Origin of the sequence: Microbacterium sp. 11MF (genome assembly GCF_000383475.1) — a bacterium.
Taxonomy (GTDB): Bacteria; Actinomycetota; Actinomycetes; order Actinomycetales; family Microbacteriaceae; genus Microbacterium; species Microbacterium aquilitoris.
Genome location: NZ_KB911460.1, coordinates 949,268 through 969,035 on the forward strand (window position 1 = coordinate 949,268; position 19,768 = coordinate 969,035).

Annotated in this window: 20 protein-coding genes; 11 read left to right on the plus strand and 9 right to left on the minus strand. The window is 70.7% G+C overall.

What is annotated here, in order from left to right; all coding sequences use genetic code 11:
- The first annotated feature begins 101 nt into the window (after positions 1-101).
- Positions 102-1,211, plus strand: a complete 1,110-nt coding sequence (gene ald, locus H286_RS0111605; protein WP_018187177.1) for an alanine dehydrogenase — start codon at positions 102-104, stop codon at positions 1,209-1,211.
- On the opposite strand, the gene H286_RS0111610 is transcribed toward ald, so the two are convergent.
- A complete protein-coding gene (locus H286_RS0111610) occupies positions 1,184-2,296 on the minus strand; it encodes an acyltransferase family protein (RefSeq protein WP_020098280.1) in 1,113 nt (370 codons plus the stop codon). The two genes, ald and H286_RS0111610, sit on opposite strands and share 28 nt — an antisense overlap.
- A 142-nt stretch (positions 2,297-2,438) precedes the next feature.
- On the opposite strand from H286_RS0111610, the gene H286_RS0111615 reads away from it, so the two are divergent.
- Together H286_RS0111615 and H286_RS0111620 are read left to right on the plus strand one after the other, a co-directional pair.
- The gene (locus H286_RS0111615) at positions 2,439-3,635 is read left to right on the plus strand and encodes an LLM class flavin-dependent oxidoreductase (protein WP_028497501.1); all 1,197 of its coding nucleotides are present in this window, start codon (positions 2,439-2,441) and stop codon (positions 3,633-3,635) included.
- Complete coding sequence (locus H286_RS0111620; RefSeq protein ID WP_018187180.1) at positions 3,632-4,276, plus strand: FMN reductase; 645 nt, start codon at positions 3,632-3,634, stop codon at positions 4,274-4,276. Before H286_RS0111615 ends, H286_RS0111620 begins: the two co-directional genes overlap by 4 nt.
- Before the next feature lie 2 nt (positions 4,277-4,278).
- Here H286_RS0111620 and H286_RS0111625 read toward each other — a convergent pair whose 3' ends face one another.
- The gene (locus H286_RS0111625) at positions 4,279-4,878 is read right to left on the minus strand and encodes a DedA family protein (RefSeq protein WP_020098282.1); all 600 of its coding nucleotides are present in this window, start codon (positions 4,876-4,878) and stop codon (positions 4,279-4,281) included.
- A 151-nt stretch (positions 4,879-5,029) separates the two neighbouring features.
- On the opposite strand from H286_RS0111625, the gene H286_RS0111630 reads away from it, so the two are divergent.
- On the plus strand, positions 5,030-6,985 hold the full coding sequence (locus tag H286_RS0111630) for a glycosyltransferase (protein WP_020098283.1): 1,956 nt from the start codon (positions 5,030-5,032) through the stop codon (positions 6,983-6,985).
- Positions 6,986-6,989: 4 nt separating this feature from the next.
- Here the strand turns inward: H286_RS0111630 and H286_RS0111635 are convergent, their stop codons facing one another.
- Positions 6,990-7,670: a response regulator gene (locus H286_RS0111635; protein ID WP_018187183.1), complete on the minus strand. Its 681-nt coding sequence runs from the start codon at positions 7,668-7,670 to the stop codon at positions 6,990-6,992.
- Positions 7,667-8,932 carry a sensor histidine kinase gene (locus H286_RS0111640; protein WP_020098284.1) on the minus strand — a complete coding sequence of 422 codons (1,266 nt, stop codon included), beginning with the start codon at positions 8,930-8,932 and terminating at the stop codon, positions 7,667-7,669. Before H286_RS0111640 ends, H286_RS0111635 begins: the two co-directional genes overlap by 4 nt.
- 125 nt (positions 8,933-9,057) lie before the next feature.
- On the opposite strand from H286_RS0111640, the gene H286_RS0111645 reads away from it, so the two are divergent.
- Entirely contained in the window at positions 9,058-10,497 is a 1,440-nt protein-coding gene (locus H286_RS0111645; protein WP_020098285.1) for a C4-dicarboxylate transporter DctA, read from the plus strand.
- 62 nt (positions 10,498-10,559) lie between these two features.
- Here the strand turns inward: H286_RS0111645 and H286_RS0111650 are convergent, their stop codons facing one another.
- Positions 10,560-10,742 (minus strand): DUF5302 domain-containing protein, encoded by a 183-nt coding sequence (locus H286_RS0111650; protein WP_018187186.1) that lies wholly within the window; start codon positions 10,740-10,742, stop codon positions 10,560-10,562.
- A gap of 296 nt (positions 10,743-11,038) precedes the next feature.
- On the opposite strand from H286_RS0111650, the gene H286_RS0111655 reads away from it, so the two are divergent.
- From H286_RS0111655 to H286_RS0111680, 6 genes are all read left to right on the plus strand, one after another.
- Positions 11,039-13,303 carry a polyribonucleotide nucleotidyltransferase gene (locus H286_RS0111655; protein ID WP_020098286.1) on the plus strand — a complete coding sequence of 755 codons (2,265 nt, stop codon included), beginning with the start codon at positions 11,039-11,041 and terminating at the stop codon, positions 13,301-13,303.
- Positions 13,304-13,518: 215 nt separating this feature from the next.
- Positions 13,519-14,538 carry an aldo/keto reductase gene (locus tag H286_RS0111660; RefSeq protein WP_020098287.1) on the plus strand — a complete coding sequence of 340 codons (1,020 nt, stop codon included), beginning with the start codon at positions 13,519-13,521 and terminating at the stop codon, positions 14,536-14,538.
- A gap of 65 nt (positions 14,539-14,603) precedes the next feature.
- On the plus strand, positions 14,604-15,203 hold the full coding sequence (locus tag H286_RS0111665; protein WP_026302894.1) for a histidine phosphatase family protein: 600 nt from the start codon (positions 14,604-14,606) through the stop codon (positions 15,201-15,203).
- 1 nt (position 15,204) lies between these two features.
- Positions 15,205-16,026 carry a sulfite exporter TauE/SafE family protein gene (locus H286_RS0111670; protein WP_020098288.1) on the plus strand — a complete coding sequence of 274 codons (822 nt, stop codon included), beginning with the start codon at positions 15,205-15,207 and terminating at the stop codon, positions 16,024-16,026.
- A gap of 9 nt (positions 16,027-16,035) precedes the next feature.
- Positions 16,036-16,848: a 4-hydroxy-tetrahydrodipicolinate reductase gene (gene dapB, locus H286_RS0111675; protein WP_020098289.1), complete on the plus strand. Its 813-nt coding sequence runs from the start codon at positions 16,036-16,038 to the stop codon at positions 16,846-16,848.
- Entirely contained in the window at positions 16,845-17,294 is a 450-nt protein-coding gene (locus H286_RS0111680; protein WP_018187192.1) for a tetratricopeptide repeat protein, read from the plus strand. Before dapB ends, H286_RS0111680 begins: the two co-directional genes overlap by 4 nt.
- A gap of 17 nt (positions 17,295-17,311) precedes the next feature.
- Here H286_RS0111680 and H286_RS0111685 read toward each other — a convergent pair whose 3' ends face one another.
- From H286_RS0111685 to H286_RS0111700, 4 genes are all read right to left on the minus strand, one after another.
- Positions 17,312-18,202 carry a TIGR01777 family oxidoreductase gene (locus H286_RS0111685; RefSeq protein WP_020098290.1) on the minus strand — a complete coding sequence of 297 codons (891 nt, stop codon included), beginning with the start codon at positions 18,200-18,202 and terminating at the stop codon, positions 17,312-17,314.
- A complete protein-coding gene (locus H286_RS0111690; RefSeq protein WP_018187194.1) occupies positions 18,195-18,620 on the minus strand; it encodes an OsmC family peroxiredoxin in 426 nt (141 codons plus the stop codon). Before H286_RS0111690 ends, H286_RS0111685 begins: the two co-directional genes overlap by 8 nt.
- A 94-nt stretch (positions 18,621-18,714) precedes the next feature.
- A complete protein-coding gene (locus H286_RS0111695; RefSeq protein WP_020098291.1) occupies positions 18,715-19,281 on the minus strand; it encodes a DUF4395 domain-containing protein in 567 nt (188 codons plus the stop codon).
- Positions 19,274-19,711: a TlpA family protein disulfide reductase gene (locus tag H286_RS0111700; protein ID WP_020098292.1), complete on the minus strand. Its 438-nt coding sequence runs from the start codon at positions 19,709-19,711 to the stop codon at positions 19,274-19,276. Before H286_RS0111700 ends, H286_RS0111695 begins: the two co-directional genes overlap by 8 nt.
- Between the last annotated feature and the right edge of the window lie 57 nt (positions 19,712-19,768).

Here is a 19,768-nt window from a genome sequence, read left to right on the forward strand (position 1 = left end):
GCTGAATCATTTTCGCCGAAGGATCTTCGACTGTCACCTGCTCGTAACGAATGTTCTGCAGGATGTTTCGCACATCACTCGCTGACGAGGAGCGTGACGCCATGCGCATCGGCATCCCTACGGAAATCAAGAACAACGAGAACCGCGTGGCCATCACCCCCGCGGGGGTGGACGCGCTCGTCGCGGGAGGTCACGAGGTGCTCGTGCAGTCGGGCGCCGGCGCCGGCTCGCGGATCGCGGACGAGGCGTTCGCCGCCGCCGGTGCGGTCATCACCCCGGATGCGGCCTCGACGTGGGGGCGGGCGGAGCTCGTCGTCAAGGTGAAGGAGCCCATCGCGGCGGAGTACCCGCACCTGCGCGACGACCTCACCCTGTTCGCCTACCTCCACCTGGCCGCGGATCGGCCCCTGACCGACGCCCTCATCGCCGCGGGGACCACCGCCGTCGCCTACGAGACCGTCCAGACGGCGGACCGGGCACTCCCACTGCTCTCCCCGATGAGCGAGGTCGCGGGTCGCATCTCGATCACGGTCGGTGCGCACACCCTCATGAGCGCGGCCGGTGGCCGCGGCACCCTCCTCGGCGGTGTGGCCGGCACGCCGAAGGCGAAGGTCGTCGTGATCGGCGGCGGAGTGGCGGGCGAGCACGCGGCGGCCAACGCTCTCGGCATGGGAGCCGACGTCACTGTCCTGGACGTGTCGCTGCCGCGTCTACGTGAACTGGAGAAGCGCTACGCGGGCCTCCACACCCGCGCCTCCACCCGCTTCGAGGTCGCCGAGCAGGTGGCATCCGCCGATCTCGTCATCGGATCCGTCCTCATCCCGGGGGCGGCGGCGCCCAAGCTCGTGACGCTCGACATGGTCGCCGGTATGAAGGCGGGCGCGGTGCTCGTCGACATCGCCATCGATCAGGGCGGGTGCTTCGAGGGCTCGCGGCCCACGACGCACGACGACCCGACGTTCGCGGTGCACGACGCGGTCTACTACTGCGTCGCCAACATGCCCGGGGCGGTGCCGGAGACGTCGACGCGCGCACTCACGAACGCGACCCTGCCCTACCTGACGGCGCTCGCGGACCGCGGCTGGGATGCCGCTGCTGCCGCCGATCCCGCTCTGGCCAAGGGCCTCAACGTCCGAGGCGGTCGCGTGACCAACGAGGGCGTCGCGGCGGCGTTCGGGCTCGACTACGAGCCGGCGGTCGTCGCGGTCTGAGGGCGGCGCGATCCTGTCGGCTCGCGTCGGCTGCCCTCGGACCCCACGAGGCCGGGATCGGCGAAGAGCCATCCTGGCCGCGGTTCGACGAGCGGCCGGAAGATGCGGCGCACCGGCGTCGAGGCGAGGGCTGCCGTGATCGCCACCGATAGGACGGCGACGAGGGGCAGCCACAGCCACGTGGGGTCGAGGCCGCGGAGGATCCCCGATTCGCGCAGCGGATACAGCGCGAAGGAGTGCAGCAGGTACACGTACATGGTGGCGCGCCCGATGGCCGTCCAGCGGTACTCCCGACGCGGCATGAGGACGAAGAACGCCACGCTCAGCACGAGTGCGGCCGCCATCAGCAGCAGGCGGATGCCGCCCGCCCACCACTGCGTGCCGCCGAGGTCGGCGTAGTCCTCCTCATAGAAGAGCCATCGGCCGAGTCCCATGGTCCGCAAATCGTCGACGAAGAGCCACGCGCAGACGCCGGCCGCCACCAGGATGGCGCCGGCGGCGAGGCGGAGCGACGTGCGTCGCCGCTCGAGGAGTCGGTGCCGCTCGAGGAATCCGAGCTGGTGCAGCCACCAGCCGAGGGTGAAGAAGGGCAGCAGGCCGAGGGTCCGCGAGAGGGACAGCGTGGAATCGACGTTCGGGAGGTACCCCACCGAGATCGAGACGACGAGGGTCCAGAGGAGCGGCATCCGGAGGAGTGCGAGGTAGGGGAGCACGAGGCGGAAGATCGCGAGGGCGAGCAGGAACCAGAGCGTCCACGACGGCTGCGTGAGGTTCGGGTCGGTGCGTCCCTCGACGACGAGCTTCGTGAGGGTCCAGAGCCCGTCGAAGATGACGTAGGGGAGGACGATGTCGGTGACGATGCGGACCATCCGACGCCGGCTCGGCGGATCGGACCGGGAGAAGTATCCGGAGATCAGCGCGAAGGCCGGCATGTGGAACGCGTAGATCAGGTAGTAGAGGCTCTGCGCGATGTCGGAGTCGTAGGTCAGGCGTTGGATCGCGTGACCGAGGACGACGAGGAGGATGCAGGCGGCCCGGGCGTTGTCCCAGATGGGCACGCGGCGGGTGCGGCCGGGGGTGCTCATTCGGGCCAGCGTACCGGCGGGAATAACGTGGACACTGAGACGTTGACTCCGGTACATTCACTTGCATGAATCGGGCGCGAACCGTCCGGGAATCGAGAGAGACATCGTGAGCGACACCAGCAGCACCGCCAGCTGGCCCGGGGTGCAGTTCGGCATCTTCACCGTCACCGACATCACGCAGGACCCGACCACGGGTCACACGCCCAGCGAGCGTGAGCGCATCTCGGCGACCGTCGAGATCGCCAAGCACGCTGAAGAGGTCGGCCTCGATGTGTTCGCGATCGGCGAGCACCACAATCCGCCGTTCTGGTCGTCCTCGCCGACCACGACGCTCGCGTACATCGCCGCGCAGACCGAGCGTCTGATCCTCTCGACCTCCACGACGCTCATCACCACGAACGACCCGGTGAAGATCGCCGAGGACTACGCGATGCTGCAGCACCTCTCGGGCGGCCGCATGGACCTCATGCTGGGCCGCGGCAACACCGGCCCGGTCTACCCCTGGTTCGGCAAGGACATCCGTCAGGGCGTCCCCCTCGCGATCGAGAACTACGCTCTGCTGCACAAGCTGTGGCGCGAGGACGTCGTCGATTTCGAAGGCAAGTTCCGCACCCCCCTCCAGGGCTTCACCTCCACACCCCGTCCCCTCGACGGAGTGGCGCCGTTCGTCTGGCACGGCTCGATCCGCACGCCCGAGATCGCAGAGCAGGCGGCCTACTACGGCGACGGATTCTTCGCGAACAACATCTTCTGGCCCGCCGAGCACTATCAGCGCCTCATCGGTCTGTACCGCCAGCGCTGGGAGCACTACGGTCACGGCGCCCCCGAGACGGCGATCGTCGGCATCGGCGGACAGGCGTTCATGGCGAAGAACTCGCAGGACGCCAAGGCGCAGTTCCGCCCGTACTTCGACAACGCCCCCGTGTACGGCCACGGTCCGTCGATGGAGGACTTCTCCGAGATGACGCCGCTGACCGTCGGCTCGCCGCAGCAGGTCATCGACCGCTATGCGGGGATGCGCGACCTGTTCGGCGACTTCCAGCGGCAGCTGTTCCTCGTCGACCACGCCGGACTCCCGCTCAAGATGGTCCTCGAGCAGCTCGACTTCCTCGGCGGCGAGGTCGTCCCCGTCCTCCGGAAGGAGCTCGCGAAGGATCGCCCGGCGATCGTGCCCGACGCGCCGACGCACGCCGCGCGCGTCGCGGCCACGTACGGCGACGGTCCCGCACGCGACGCACGTCCCCGCGCCAACCGCGGCGACAACCTGTCGGGCCCGAGCCCCTACCAGGACACCCCGACGCCCGTCGGTGCCGCGTTCGGTCTGGGTGGTGCGCGATGACCGCCCGTCGCATCGCCGTCGTGTCGGCGGGGCTCTCGAACCCCTCGTCGACGCGCATGCTGGCCGACAAGCTCTCGGCCGCCGTGCTGGCGGACCTGCGCGAGCGGGGGGTGGAGGCATCCGTCGACACGTTCGAGCTGCGCGAGTACGCGCACGACATCACGAACAACCTGCTGACCGGCTTCGCGCCGCCCGCGCTCGAGACCATGATCAACACGGTGGTCTCGGCGGACGCGCTGATCGTCGTGACGCCGATCTTCTCTACGAGCTACTCGGGGCTGTTCAAGTCGTTCATCGACGTGCTCGATCCCGACGCGCTGCAGGGGAAGCCCGTACTGATTGGCGCGAACGCCGGCACGGCCCGTCACTCGCTCGCCATCGACTACGCGATCCGGCCGCTGTTCGCCTATCTGCACGCCGAGGCCGTCTCCACCGGTGTCTTCGCCGCGTCGTCGGACTGGGGCGCGCGCGCGGACGACGTGTCGCCGCTGTCGGCGCGCATCGAGCGCGGCGCCCGGGAACTGGCGGATGCCGTGACCCGGCGCCCGGCGGAGGACGCTCTCGACCCCTTCGATCCCGAGTCCTACCTCGGCAAGGGCGGATCGTTCGGACACCTGCTGGGCGGTCTGTCCGGCGAGTGACCTCACCGACGCGCGCGGCGGCCCGACAGGCGGGCCGCCGCGGCGTCGATGACCAGCCCGAGGGCGACCGCGACGACGATCGAGACGATGACGGCGATCACCGGGTCTCCGGGCAGGAGCGCGCCGATCGCGGCGCCCACGACGGCCTGGTAGAGCGCCCACGCGGTGGCAGCCACTGCGACCGCCGCGAAGTAACGGCCCGTCGGCACCCGGGTGGCGCCGGCCGTGAGGTTGACGGCCAGGCGCGCGAACGGGATGAACCGGGCCGTGAACACCACGGTCGCCGTGCTGCGCGCGAGACGCGACCCCGCCCAGGCGAACGCCGATCGGATGCGGGGGTGCCGCATCCACCGCCACCGTTCCACTCCCGCGACACGGCCCACGGCGTAGCACAGCGCATCCCCACAGAAGGCGGCGAGGGCGGCGACAGCCACGACGGCGGCGAGCGGGGGAGTGCCGGTCGCCGCGGCGAGCGCTCCGGTCGCCGTGACGGCCACCTCACCGGGTATCACGACGAGCACCGCGTCCGCCAGGACGAGGGCGAACAGCGCCGGGAGGGCCCACGGGCTCGAGGCCAGACTCGTCAGGAGATCGCCGATCACAGGCCTCTGCGTACCAGCGTCCGGTGAACGCCGCGCGAACGGGGGACGGATGGCGACGCGGCGGTGACCGTACCGGGAGGGGCGGATGAACACTCCGCGATCGAGCCCTTCGAAGCCCCGGCGGAGTCCTCCGCACCGGCACCCTGGTCGTGTGAGAGTCGCGGTCATCACCGAGTCCTTCCTCCCGCACATGAACGGGGTCACCGGATCCGTCCTGCAGATCCGGGAGCACCTCCAGCGTCGCGGGCACGACGTGTTCGTCGTCGCTCCCGGGGTCCGGCGCCACGAGCTCGGGATGCCGGGCCGCGCCGTCGCCTCCTTCCCGCTGCCCCGCTACCCGGCGGTCCGCGTCGCCGTGCCGCCCGCGGCGTCGATCGCCCGCGACCTGGCGCGGTTCGGCGCCGACGTGGTCCACCTCGCCTCGCCGTTCCTCCTCGGGTGGCAGGGCGTGCTCGCTGCAGAGTCCCGGCGGCTGCCGAGCGTCGCCGTGTACCAGACCGACGTGATCGCCTACGCCGCGAGATACGGTCTGCCCCAGGCGACCGCGCTCGCCGAGGCGCAGGTGCGACGGCTCCACCGGCGGGCGACGCTGACCCTCGCGCCCTCTGCGGCGGCGCACTCCCAGCTCCACGCGCTCGGGATCGACCGCGTCGCGCTGTGGGGCCGCGGGGTCGACGGGCAGCGCTTCACCCCGGAGCGCCGTGACGACGCATGGCGTGCGCGCATCGCCCCCGGCGAGGTGATCGTGGGGTACGTCGGCCGACTCGCTCCCGAGAAGCAGGTCGATGATCTCGTCGCCTTGCGGGGGACTCCCGGCATCCGCCTCGTCATCGTCGGCGACGGCCCCGCTCGACCGGCGCTGGAACAGCTCCTCCCCGATGCGGTGTTCCTCGGGCATCTCGAAGGAGATGCGCTGGCGACAGCCCTCGCGTCGTTCGACGTGTTCGTCCACCCCGGCGAGAGCGAGACGTTCGGGCAGACCATCCAGGAGGCCCAGGCCAGTGGTGTCCCCGTGGTCGCGACCGGGATCGGCGGGCCGGTCGACCTGGTCCGCAGCAGCGTGGACGGGTGGCTGTACCGCCCCGGTGACGCCGACGACCTCCGCGCCCGCGTCCTGGACCTCGTCGGCGACGACGCAAAGCGGCGCGCGTTCGCGCAGGCGGCGCGGTCGGCGGTCTCGGGACGCACCTGGGACGCGCTGGCCGATCGCCTGCTCGAGCACTACGACCGGGCCGCCGTTCTGAACCGACGCGATGCCGGGCGCCGAGTCGTGGCGTGGCCCCGCCCGGACGCGGCGGTTCCCGTCCCGCGACGCAGGTGGTCCCGGTACGTCGCGCTGGGCGACTCCATCACCGAGGGCCTCTGCGACGCATCGCGGATGCCGGTGGGTGCGTTCCGTGGATGGGCGGACCGGCTGGCGCACCTGCTGGCCCTCAGCGGCGGCGATGCCCGCCCGTTCCGCTACGCCAACCTCGCCGTCCGGAGCCGCCGTGTGGCGCACCTCGTCGACGAGCAGCTGCCGCGGTGCCTCGGGATGCGCCCCGACCTGGTGTCGGTCCTGATCGGCGCGAACGACCTCGTGCGGATCACCTGCGACCCGGTCGCGCTCGCCGCTCGGGTGGAGGATGCCGTGACCCGGCTGCGCGACTCCGGGTCCGACGTCCTGCTGGCCACCGTCTTCCTCCCCGATCGGGTCGCCGCCCGCGTGTTCACGCGCCGCTTCGCGATGTACAACGCCCGCCTCCGTCAGGTCGCCGCGCGCACCGGCGCGATCCTCCTCGACCTCGCCGACGAGACGGAGCTCGCGCGCGTCGACCTGTGGGCCGACGACAAGGTGCACCTGCGCTCCCGTGGGCACCGCTACGTCGCGTACCGCGCGGCGGAAGCGCTCGGCGTGCCGCACGCGGACGCGCTCGCCGACCTCGACGAGGCCTTCCACGTCGACGAGGACCCGACGTCGCCGGGCTCGTGGCTGCGTCGCGACGCACTCCCGTGGATGTGGCGGCGGTTGCGGGGGCGCACGGCCGGGGACGGTCTCACCGCGAAGGTGCCGGACTACGTGCTGGTCGGTCGAGCGTCGGGGCGGGCCGGTCTGCCGCGGTCGTGACCGCTCAGCGGGCCCAGCGGTACTCGGTCTCGGGACGCCCCGGCGTCCCGTAGCGCTGCGCCCGCTCGGCGCGTCCGGCGTCGGCCAGGTGCTCGAGGTAACGCCGCGCGGCGACCCGCGACATCCCGAGCCGATCAGCTGCCTCCCGTGCGGAGACGGGTCCGGTCCGCAGCATGGCGCTCACGCGGTCGAACGTGTCAGCCGAGAGCCCCTTGGGCAGGGTGGGGGCGGGCGAGGTGCGCAGAGCCCCCAGCATCGCGTCGATCTCGGCCTGCGTCGCCGCGCCGGCGGACTGCATCACCTGCTCGCGGAAGCGGAGGTACTGCCGCATCCGCTCCTGGAAGTCGCCGAAGGTGAAGGGCTTCACGAGGTACTGCGCGGCGCCGAGAGCGATCACCTGCCGTACGACGTCCGCCTCCCGCACCGAGGTGATGGCGATCACGTCGACGGTCCCCGTATGCGCGCGCAGGTGGCGGAGGACGTCGAGGCCAGACCCGTCCGGCATCGTCATGTCCAGGAGCACGAGGTCGATCTCCGGCGCCCTCGGGCTGTCGAGCAGGGCAGCGACCGCCGCGCGCGCCCCGGTGGCTTCGGCGACGACCTCGAAGCCGTCCAGCCGCTCGACGTACCGGCGGTGGAGCTCGAGGGTGAGGGCGTCGTCGTCGACGATCAAGACACCGATCATGCGTCCCGCCGAGGAAGGATCACGCGGAAGGTGGTGGGGTCGGACCGCAGGGAGATCGTCCCCTCGGCCTCGTCGACGATGGCACGGACCAGGGCGAGCCCGACGCCGCGCCCCGCGGCGCCCGCGGGTTTCGTCGAGAACCCGTGCTCGAAGATGCGGTCGACGATCTCGGCCGGGATCCCGGCTCCGCTGTCGGCGACCTCCAGGGCCAGTTCGTCCTCGGTCGTCCGCGTCATCTTCACGTCGACCCACCGAGGAGCGGGACCGGATGCCGCGGCATCCAGTGCGTTGTCGATCAGGTTGCCGACGACCGAGACGGCGTCGACGGGGGAGAGGACCGAGCGCGGGGCATCGGCGTCGATGCGGGCCCGCCATTCGACGCCGCGCTCGCCCGCCTGCGACGCCTTGCCGAGCAGGAGCGCGCCGACGGTGGGATCGCCCTCGCGGCGGGCGGCGACCTGGTCGACGAGGAGCTGACTCTGCCGTGCGTCCTCCGAGAGGATGCCGATCGCCTCGCGCGTGCGCCCGAGCTCGAGCAGCGCGATCGCGGTGTGCAGCCGGTTGCCGTGCTCGTGCGTCTGCGACCGGAGCGCCTCGCCGAGGGTCCGCATCGATTCGTACGACGAGACAGCATCGCGGACGGCCCCCGCCGGCAGGTCGCCGGCGACCCGCCGCGTCGCGCGTCGGGCGAGGAGAGCCCCCGCGAGTCCGGCCGCTGCCAGGACGACGGCGATCGCGACGGCGACGAGGACGCGGGGCCCGAGGGCCTCGGTGATCGAGCCGATCGTGACGCCGACCGATACCCGTCCGACGACCGCGCCCTCGGACAGGACGGGCACGATCGTGCGGACCGAGGGTCCGAGCGTGCCGGTGAACTCCTCGGTGAGCGATGCGGTGCCGGTCGGGATCGTCCCGATGTAGGCCTCGCCGATGCGCGCCGGGTCCGGGTGGGTGATGCGGATGCCGGCCGGGTCCATGATCGTGACGAAATCGACGTCGGCATCCGCCGTGACCGCCTGCATCTCGGGCTGCAGGAGGCGCGTCGCGGCGGCGCGGTCGCCGCGCGCGAGGGCATCGGCGACCCCTGTGCTGTCGGCGATCGTCTCGGCGACGGCACGGGTGACGCGCTCCGCCTCGGCCCGGGCGGCGCGCTGCCCCTCCCAGAGGAGGATGCCCGCGATCGCCAGAGACAGGACGACGACGGCCGCCGCGACGGCCAGGAACACGCGGGATGCCGCGCTCGCGGCGCCGGAACGGGCCACATCGCCTCCTCTCGCCGCTCTGCGACCAATACGACCACAACTGCCGGGGCGCGTGCACACCCGGCACGCTGATCCTCGTCGACACCGCCGTCGACTCCGACAACGACTGTCACCCAGGAGAGATCATGGCCCTCACATCCTCGTTCCGGCTTCCCGGATACAACCCGCGCAGGGGCAAGCAGGCGTGGGACAAGCACACGTGGCTCTACATCTCGGTCATCATCGCCGTGGTCCTCGGCTGCGTCGTCGGCCTCATCTGGCCCGCTTTCGGGGAGTCCCTCGAGCCGGTCGGCAAGGCGTTCGTCAACCTGATCAAGATGATGATCGCGCCGATCATCTTCTGCACGATCGTCGTGGGCGTCGGATCGATCGCGAAGGCGGCGACGGTCGGTCGCATCGGCGGCCTCGCCCTGCTGTACTTCATGGCGATGTCGACGTTCGCACTCGCCATCGGTCTCATCGTGGGCAACATCATCCACCCTGGTGAGGGCCTGAACATGCAGAACGCCCAGTACGACGCGGGCGACGCGACCGAGGCGAAGACCACGACCGAGTTCATCCTCGGGATCATCCCGACGACGTTCTTCTCCGCCTTCACCGGCGAGAGCGTGCTGCAGGTGCTCTTCATCGCACTGCTGGTCGGCTTCGCCCTGCAGAAGATGGGCGCGAAGGCCGAGCCCATCATGACCGCGGTCAAGCACCTCCAGGCCCTCGTGTTCCGCATCCTCGGCATGATCCTCTGGCTCGCCCCGATCGGCGCCTTCGGGGCCATCGCCGCCGTCGTCGGCAAGACCGGGTTCGCGGCGATCGTGAGCCTCGGCATCCTGATGATCGCGTTCTACATCACGTGCATCGTGTTCATCGTGGGCGTGCTCGGCACGATCCTGTACGCCGTCGCCCGGGTCAACATCTTCCAGGTCATGAAGTACCTCGGGCGCGAGTACCTCCTCATCGTCGGCACGTCCTCGAGCGAGTCGGCCCTGCCGCGCCTCATCGCCAAGATGGAGCACCTCGGCGTCTCCAAGCCCGTCGTCGGCATCACGGTGCCCACCGGCTACTCGTTCAACCTCGACGGCACCGCGATCTACCTGACGATGGCCTCGCTGTTCATCGCGACCGGTCTCGGCGCCCCCATGTCGATCCCCGAGCAGATCGGCCTCCTCGTCTTCATGATCATCGCCTCGAAGGGTGCGGCGGGCGTCACCGGAGCGGGTCTCGCGACCCTCGCCGGCGGCCTGCAGGCCTACCGTCCCGACCTGGTCGACGGCGTCGGCGTCATCGTCGGGATCGACCGGTTCATGTCCGAGGGTCGTGCGCTGACCAACTTCACCGGGAACGCCGTCGCCACGCTCCTCATCGGCACGTGGACGAAGCAGATCGACCGCGAGCAGGTGGCGGCGGTCCTCGCCGGTCGTCGCCCGTTCGACGAGGCGACGCTGACGGCCCACGGGGTCTCCGACGACACCGGTGCCGTCGACACCTCGGGCCTGAACGACGCGGCGCTCGCCGAGGCGGAGGCCAAGGAGGACCGGGCGCGGGCACGTCGCGCCGAGCTCGGCAGCTGATACGCGACCGTACGACGAAGGCCCGGACGCCACTCGGCATCCGGGCCTTCGTCCGTTCGGGGTCAGCCGCTCTTGCGTCGGAACTCGCGCTTGGTGACGGCGCCGTGCGTCCCGTGCACCGAGGAGTCTCCGTCGAGGTGGGCTTCACCCTGACGGCTCCGCGAGTTCTTCTTCTCGAGCGCCTCGCGGAACTTCCGCTTCATGTCATCGGATGCCGCGTCCGCGGTCTTCTCGTCGTCGCTCATCCCGCCACGATACGCACAGAAGGGGGTCCGCTGTTAGGCTGGGTCGGGTTGCCCGCGGTTCTCATCGCGGCATCCGCTCAACTTCACAGTGAGCTCATGGAGCAGGCCCGGCAGGAAGCTGGTCCCCTGTGGTGGATTCCCATCCCGTTTCCGGCGGATGGTGGTCTTCGACTGGTGGCCAGCGCAGGCGGACTTCGCGGATGTCTCCGCGCGCCCATATCTGCCTGTTCCTGTTCCTTCGCATGATCTCGTGCGCGAAACGCGCGTGCGAGTCTAAACAAAGAAGGAGAGACCTCTTGGAAGGTCCAGAAATCACCGCCGCCGAAGCCGTTCTCGACAACGGCCGTTTCGGCACCCGCACGGTCCGGTTCGAGACCGGACGACTGGCACAGCAGGCGCAGGGCGCCGTTGCCGCTTACCTCGACGAAGAAACCATGCTCCTGTCGGCCACCAGCGCCGGCAAGCACCCCCGTGAGGGCTTCGACTTCTTCCCGCTGACCGTCGACGTCGAAGAGCGTTCGTACGCAGCAGGCAAGATCCCCGGTTCGTTCTTCCGTCGCGAGGGACGTCCCTCCACCGAGGCGATCCTCGTCTGCCGCCTCATCGACCGGCCGCTGCGTCCGTCGTTCGTCGACGGCCTCCGCAACGAGGTCCAGATCGTCGTCACGGTCCTCTCGATCGCACCCGGCGAGTACTACGACGCCCTCGCGATCAACGCGGCGTCCGCGTCGACGCAGATCTCCGGTCTGCCGTTCTCGGGCCCGATCGCAGGCGTGCGCCTCGCGCTCATCCCCGGCCATGGCGAGCACGCCGACCAGTGGGTCGCGTTCCCGAACCAGGCCCAGGTCGAGGAAGCCGTCTTCGACCTCATGGTCGCCGGTCGCGTCCTCCCTGACGGCGACGTCGCGATCATGATGGTCGAGGCCGAAGCCACCGAGAACAGCTGGAACCTCATCAAGGGCGGCGCCGTCAAGCCGAGCGAAGAGATCGTCGCCGGTGGCCTCGAGGCCGCCAAGCCGTTCCTCAAGCAGCTCGTCGAGGCGCAGGCTCAGATGGCCGCGTCCTCGTCGCGCGAGCCCGGCGTCTACCCGGTCTTCGCGCCGTACAGCTCCGAGGTCTACGACTTCGTCGCCGGCCGCGCGTACGACGACCTGGTGAACGTGTACCAGATCGCCGACAAGCAGGAGCGTCAGGCTGCCGACGACAAGGTCAAGGACCGCGTCAAGGCCGAGCTGATCGCCGCCGTCGAGGCGGACGAGCTCCCCGCCGGTGCGCCGCTCGAGTTCTCGGCCGCATACAAGTCGGTCACCAAGATCGTCGTCCGCGGTCGCATCCTCGCCGAGGGCGTCCGCATGGACGGTCGTGGCCTCGCTGACATCCGTCCGCTCGACGCCGAGGTGCAGGTCATCCCGCGCGTCCACGGCTCGGCGGTCTTCCAGCGCGGCGAGACCCAGATCATGGGTGTCACCACGCTGAACATGCTCAAGATGGAGCAGCAGATCGACTCGCTGTCGCCCACGACGAGCAAGCGCTACATGCACCACTACAACTTCCCGCCCTACTCGACCGGTGAGACCGGCCGCGTCGGCAGCCCCAAGCGTCGTGAGATCGGGCACGGCTTCCTCGCCGAGCGCGCCCTCGTGCCGGTGCTGCCCAGCCGCGAGGAGTTCCCGTACGCGATCCGTCAGGTCTCCGAGGCGCTGAGCTCGAACGGCTCGACCTCGATGGGCTCGGTCTGCGCCTCGACCCTCTCGCTGCTGAACGCGGGTGTGCCGCTGCGCGCCCCCGTCGCCGGTATCGCGATGGGTCTCGTCTCCGACGAGGTCGACGGACAGACGCGCTACGCCGCGCTGACCGACATCCTCGGTGCCGAAGACGCGCTCGGCGACATGGACTTCAAGGTCGCCGGAACGAGCGAGTTCATCACGGCGATCCAGCTCGACACGAAGCTCGACGGCATCCCGTCGTCGGTGCTCGCCGCCGCGCTGACCCAGGCCAAGGAGGCTCGCCTCACGATCCTGAACGTCCTGAACTCGGCGATCGACGCGCCCGACGAGATGGCGCCCACCGCGCCCCGCGTCATCAGCGTCCAGATCCCCGTCGACAAGATCGGTGAGCTGATCGGCCCCAAGGGCAAGACGATCAACGCGATCCAGGACGAGACCGGCGCTCAGATCTCGATCGAGGACGACGGCACCGTGTACATCGGCGCTGTCGACGGACCCTCGGCCGAGGCCGCCCGCGCACAGGTCAACGCGATCGCCAACCCGACCAACCCCGAGGTGGGCGAGCAGTTCCTGGGCACGGTCGTCAAGATCGCGACCTTCGGTGCGTTCGTCTCGCTCCTTCCCGGCAAGGACGGCCTGCTGCACGTCAGCGAGGTCCGCAAGCTCGCCGGTGGCAAGCGCGTCGAGAACGTCGAAGACGTCCTCGGTGTCGGCCAGAAGATCCTCGTGCGCATCACGAAGATCGATGACCGCGGGAAGCTCTCGCTCGAGCCCGTCGTCGAGGAGTCGGCTCCGGCCGGCGACGCGCCGGCAGAGGCACCCGCCGAGGCCTGAGCCACGCTCTGACGAACGCCCGTCCTCTTCGGAGGGCGGGCGTTCGCCGTTCCCCGGGCATTCGTCGGCCGCACGTGCGCGAACCGTTATGGAAACGTCACCCGCCGTCGTGCCTGCAGACGCGCCGTGTCGGAGGGCTGTTCTACCCTCGGAGTGAGCGCATCCGAGGGTGCGTGGGCACGTGAAACCCCCGAGCGCTCCGCGAGGAGACGGGTATGGCAGCGTACGAGACGGCGGATCAGACGTCGCCGACGGTGACGCCCGGTACCCACCCCTCCGGTCCGCTCCCGGTCCACGGGGCACCCGTGGGGCGCGCGATCCGCGTGCCGTTGGGGGAGACGGCCTTCTCCGTGTTCCCGCTCATCCTCGGCGGAGCCGAGTTCGGCTGGCACGTCGACATCGCCGCCGCCCACGCGATCCTCGATCGCTACGTCGAGCGCGGCGGCAACGCGGTCCATACCTCCGACAGCTACGCCGCCGGTCGCAGCGAGCACGTCATCGGGCGATGGATGGCCGGGCGGCGCAACCGCGACGACGTCGTCCTCTCGGTCCGCGTCGGACGCGGCGCCGACAACCCCGGGCTCGGACCCGTCAACCTCGTGCGCGCCGTCGAGTCGTCCCTCATCCGGCTCGGGACGGATCGGATCGACGTCCTGTCGCTCGACGGCACCGCCGATCGCACGACGCTGCTCGAGGACACCTTGGCGACGGCCGAGTGGCTCGTCGAGTCCGGCAAGGTGCGGGCCATCGGAGCGGCCGGGTACCGCGCGACCCAGCTCGTGGAGGCTCGGATCCTCTCGGCTGCGGGCTACCCCCGGTTCACCGTGCTCGACGTTCCCTACAACGTGCTCCGGCGCGACGAGTTCGACGGTGACCTCCGCCTCGTCGCCGGAGCCCAGGGCATCGCGGTGACGCCGTCGCAGGCACTCGAGCACGGGTACCTCTCGGGCGTGCACCGCGAGCGCGACCGCGTCGGAGGGTCGGTGCGCGGGCGTCAACTCGCCGCCAGCATGAACCGGCGCGGCGCGCGCACGCTCCGCGCGCTGGATCGGATCGCGGGGGAGTTGACAGTCCCCCCGGCCGCCGTCGCGATCGCCTGGCTTCTCGCGCAGCGCATCGTCGCCGCCCCGATCGTGAACGCGTACGCCGTCTCGCACGTCGACGAACTCGTCCAAGGCGTCGGAGTGCACCTGAGTCGCGCACACCTCGCCGAGATCGCACGGGCGACGGATTGAGGCTGGTTTAGGGTGGATGTGAGCCCGGGGAGCCCGCGGTGCACCCCGACGAAGCGAGCAATCACGTGACGCACTATCTGTATCTGGTGCGGCACGGCGAACACCTCGACGCCGAACACGGCCTCGCTGACGGACCGCTGTCCCCGCGAGGACGTCGTCAAGCGGAGCTCCTCGCCGACCGCCTCTCGGGGGTCCCGCTCACGGCCGTCTGGCACTCGCCGTTGCTGCGCGCCGCCGAGACCGCGCGAGCGGTCGCCGAGCGGCTGCCGGCCGTCGACCCCGAGCCCACGGCACTCCTCTTCGACTGCGTGCCGAGCGGCATGACGCCCGACACCCCGCACGTCTACGAGCCGTTCTTCGGCGGCGTCACCGAGGCCGAGGCCGACGCGGGATCCGCGCAGATGGCGGATGCCGGGGCGGAGTTCCTCGCGCACCGTCCCCATGCGCACGAGTTGCTCATCACCCACAACTTCGTGATCGCCTGGTTCGTCCGCGAGGTCCTGCAGGCGCCCGAGTGGCGCTGGCTGACGATCAACCAGGCCCACTGCGGCTTGACCGTTCTCGCGCAGCGGCCGGGGCGCCCCTGGTCGCTCGTGTCCCACAACGACCTGGCACACCTCCCCGTGGAGCTGCGGACGGGCCTTCCCGACATCCTCTCGGTGTGAGGTGCTGACCGGTCCTCTGCTCGCCGACTGGCTCCCCGTCTCCGCGAGCGCGCTACTGTTCCTCGTGGTCGCTGCCGGAGTCGCCGGCTGGGTCGACGCCGTCGTGGGCGGCGGCGGCCTCATCCAGTTGCCGGCGCTGGTCATCGGCGTACCGAAGGACGTCGCGACCCCCTTCATCCTCGGAACGAACAAGCTGAGCTCGTTCTTCGGGACGCTGTCGGCCAGCTGGGTCTATCTGCGGCGGGTGAAGGTCCACCTCGTCCTCCTGATCCCGCTCGTCGTCGGCGCCTTCGCGGGGTCTGCCGTCGGCGCCGCGCTGTCGAGGTACGTCCCGCGCGAGGTTCTGACCCCGGTCGTCCTCGTCGCCGTCGTGGCGGTGGGCGTCTACACGCTCCTGCGTCCCCGGATGGGCCTGCATCACGAGCCTCGGCATGCCGAGCGTCGTGCGATCGTCTGGCGCTCGGGAGTCATCGGACTCGGCGTGGGGTTCTACGACGGCATCCTGGGACCCGGAACCGGCTCGTTCTTCGTGATCCTCCTCGTCGGGGTACTCGGCTTCGGCTTCCTGCAGGCGAGTGTCAACGCGAAGATCGCGAACCTCACGACGAACCTCGCCGCGCTGATCGTCTACGGAGTCCACGGCGAGATCATCCTGGTGCTCGGTCTCGTCATGGCGTGCGCGAACATCACGGGCGGGTTCATCGGTGCGAGGATGGCGACCCGCGGCGGCAACGGATTCGTCAGGATCGTCTTCCTCGTCGTCCTGGGTCTGCTGGTCGTGAAGCTCGCGTGGGACACGGTCGCCGCCGTCCTCCCCGCCTAGGCTGGACGCATGACGACGCGCGTGGCCCTGGTGGGCGGGACCGGCAAGCTCGGCAGCATCATCGCCGGGGTCATCGCGGCGACGGAGGGTTTCGATACGGTCGCCGTGCTCGGCTCCGCCAGTGACCTGGCCGAGTTGGACGCCGCCGACCTCGTCGTCGACGCGTCGACCCCCGCCGTGTCGATCGACGTCGTCCGCGCCGCGATCGAGCGGGGCAAGAACGTCCTCGTCGGGACCTCCGGCTGGTCGGCCGAGCGCATCGCCCTCGTTCGTCCCCTGGTGGATGCCGCGGGCACCGGCGCGGTCTTCATCCCCAACTTCTCGCTCGGTTCCGTCATCGGGTCGGCTCTCGCCGCGGCATCCGCCCCGTTCTTCCCCTCGATCGAGATCGTCGAGACCCACCGTGAGACGAAGGTGGACTCCCCGAGCGGCACCGCCGTCCGCACCGCGGAGCTGATCGCGGCCGCCCGCTCCGAGGCCGGCCCCGTCGAGGCGCCGCACGTCGACCAGCGCGCCCGCGGCCAGCAGATCGCGAGCGTCCCCGTGCACTCCCTGCGCCGTCCGGGGGTCGTCGCTCGGCAGGAGACGATTCTGTCGGGACCGGGGGAGTCCCTCATGATCGTCCACGACACGATCGACCCCGCCGCGGCCTATGCCCCCGGCATCCGTGTCGCCCTCGCGGCGGCGCGGGACGCGTCCGGCGTCGTCGTGGGGCTCGACTCGATGATCGACATCGGCATCCGGATGCCGCAGCCCGCCCGCACCGCGCCCGTCGCCGACGGCGACGCCTCCGACCAGGCCGCAGCGGCGACCGCCCGATGAGGACCCGGATCGGCGTCGCGATCGTCGCCGTCACCCTCGCGCTCTACATCTACCTGGTCGGTCAGCGCGCGGTGCTGCTCGTGGCCAGCGGTGATCCGGTCGGCATCGCCATGGGTGTCGCCCTCGTGCTGCTGCCCGTCGTCGCCATCTGGGCCCTGTGGCGAGAGCTGAGTTTCGGTGCCGGAGCGGAGCGCCTGGGGCGGCGACTCGAAGCCGAGGGCGCCCTGCCCGCGGAGGAGCTCACGCTCCGCCCCAGCGGCAGGCCCGTCCAGGCCGAGGTCGACGCCCTCTTCCCCGCCTACCGCGACGCCGTCGAGGCCGACCCGGCTGACTGGCGTGCCTGGTACCGGCTCGGGCTCCTCTACGACGGAGCCGGCGACCGTCGGCGCGCCCGCGGCGCGATCCGTACCGCGATCTCGCACGAGCGCGCCGAGCGCCGCCGCTGACGAAGCGCCGTGCGGCCTCAGACGGCCGCGGCCACGGCGTCCTCGACGGTCGGGTGGTGGAACTCGAACCCTGATTCGAGGAGGACCGCAGGCACGACGTGCGAGTCCGTCGCCAGCAGCGCGTCGACGGCGTCCTTGCCCAGGACGAGCCGGATCGCCCACAGGGGGGCGCGCAGCAGGTAGGGCCGGTTCAGGCGACGGGCGAGCGCGAACCCGAGGTCGTTCGCCGTGGCACGCTCGGGCCCGGTCAAGTTCACGGGTCCCGTGATGCCGTGGTCCACGACGTGACGGATGCCGCGGATCTCGTCATCGAGCGAGATCCACGGCCACACCTGGGTCCCGCGGCCGAGCGGCCCCGACAACCCGAGCTTGGTGAGCATCATGAGCGGCTTCAGCACACCCTCGCGGTGCACGACCGGAGCGGTGCGCAGGAGCGCGGTGCGCGCACCCGACGCGACGGCGGCCGCCTCCCACTCGCCGCAGAGTTCGGACAGGAACGCGTCGCCCCGCGGGCCGGACTCGTCGAACGTGCGCCCATGGCCGTCGGGCGGGTAGTACCCCGACGCCGATGAGCTGACGAACAGCGGCGCGTCGTCTCCGAGCTCCCGGAGTGCCCGGGCGAGCGTCTGCGTCGGGCGCAGACGCGACCAGACCAGCTGCTTCTTGTACGAGGCCGTCCACGGGAAGCGTCCGATGGTCGCCCCGTTGAAGTTGACGACGGCCTCCGCACCGGCGAGCACGGCGGGATCGAGCGGCTTCTCGCCGGGCGCCCAGGTCACCTCATCCGGTCCCTGCGCGGGGCGCCGGACGAGCCGCGTGACGGTGTAGCCGTCGGCGACGAGGGAGTCGATGAGGGCGCGTCCGATCAGGCCGGACGCGCCCGAGACGACGACGCGGCGCTCAGGCAAGCGTCGCCTCGAGCGTGATCTCGATGCCCGACAGAGCGGCCGAGACGGGGCATCCCGTCTTCGCCTCGTTCGCGATGCGGTCGAAGTCCTCCGCCGACAGGCCGGGGACGGTGGCGCTGACGTTCAGGTGCGAGCCGGTGATGCCGGTCCCGGGGATGAAGGTGACGGATGCCGTCGTCTCGACGCTCTCGGGAGGGGTGCCGTTCTCGGCAAGGGCATTCGAGAGGGCCATGCTGAAGCACGACGAATGGGCCGCGGCGATCAGTTCCTCGGGGGTCGTCACCGAGGTCGATCCCTCGCTGCGCGCCTTCCAGTTCACGGGAAGCGGTCCCTGGTTGGAGCTCTCCAGGGCGACCTCGCCCGACCCTTCGAACAGGGTGCCCTTCCAGCTGGTGGTGGCTTCGCTCGTGACGCTCATGGTGTCTCCTCTGTCGTGGTCGTGACCGATCGCTGCCGAGCATATGCCTCGCGATTCAGAGCGGGATATGACTTGACGCGGAGCGAGCCGACCGTCAGGCGGTGCGGCCGACGAGACCGACGCGCTGCAGGAGGAGCCACAACTGGCATCCGAGGCACAGGCCGAACGCCGCGTTCAGGAACGCAGCCATGAAGGCGAGCGCCGCCGCGATGGGGAGGGCGAGCGGGACGCCGAGCACGTGCAGGGCGAGGCCCAGGGTCGTCACGAATAGACCGACGCCCTGCGCGAAGCGGGGCGGGCGGGGATCCTCGAGGTCGGTCGGGGGAGCGAGGCGCGGCTGGATCACCCGGCGGTACAGCACGCCCCACGGTGCGGTTCGCGGCGAGACGACGCCCCAGAGGAACAGGAGCGCGATGACGAGGACGGCGAGGAAGCCGGGGTCTGCGACGCGGGCTCCGACCGGAGCCATCTCGATCGCCCAGGCCCTCCCCGCGACGAAGGCGAAGTCCCCGACGGGCTGGTAGGCGAACCAACCGAACGATGCGGAGCCCTGGGTAGAGATGCCCACGAGAGCCAGCAGCGTCGCGACCAGGAGCAACACTGCGGTGACGGATGCCGCGAAGCGCGGGCCGCGCGGGTCGATCCCTCGCACCTCAGCCACGGTCGGCTCCCGCCGTCACGCGGTCGAGCTCCATCTCGACGACCTGGCGGCCCGGGACACCGCCGAAGCGGGAGCGCACCATGCCGTCCTTGTCGAGGATCAGTGTCGTGGGCGTCTGCAGGACGCGGAAGTGCTGGGCGATGTCGACGCGGTGCGTGAGGTCGACGTTCAGGTGCAGGACGCCGTCGCGGTCGTCGGCGATCTCGCGGAGAGTGCGGTGGACGCCGGGGCACCGGCTGCACATCTCGGTGCTGAACTGCAGCAGTGTCGCCGTCTCGCCGAGTCGTTCGGCCCCGAGACGGGTCGGTTCGACGATCTCGCGCGGGTCGAAGGGACGGGGCCGGTTCTGCCGCCACCGCAGGGTCAGACCGATGCCGACGGTGACCACGAGGAGCGCGGTCAGCACGAGGATGGCGGGGAGGAGTTCCATGACCGCTCCACAGTAGTCCTGCGCGCTGTGGTGCGGTTCGCCCCGCGTCGTTCGTGA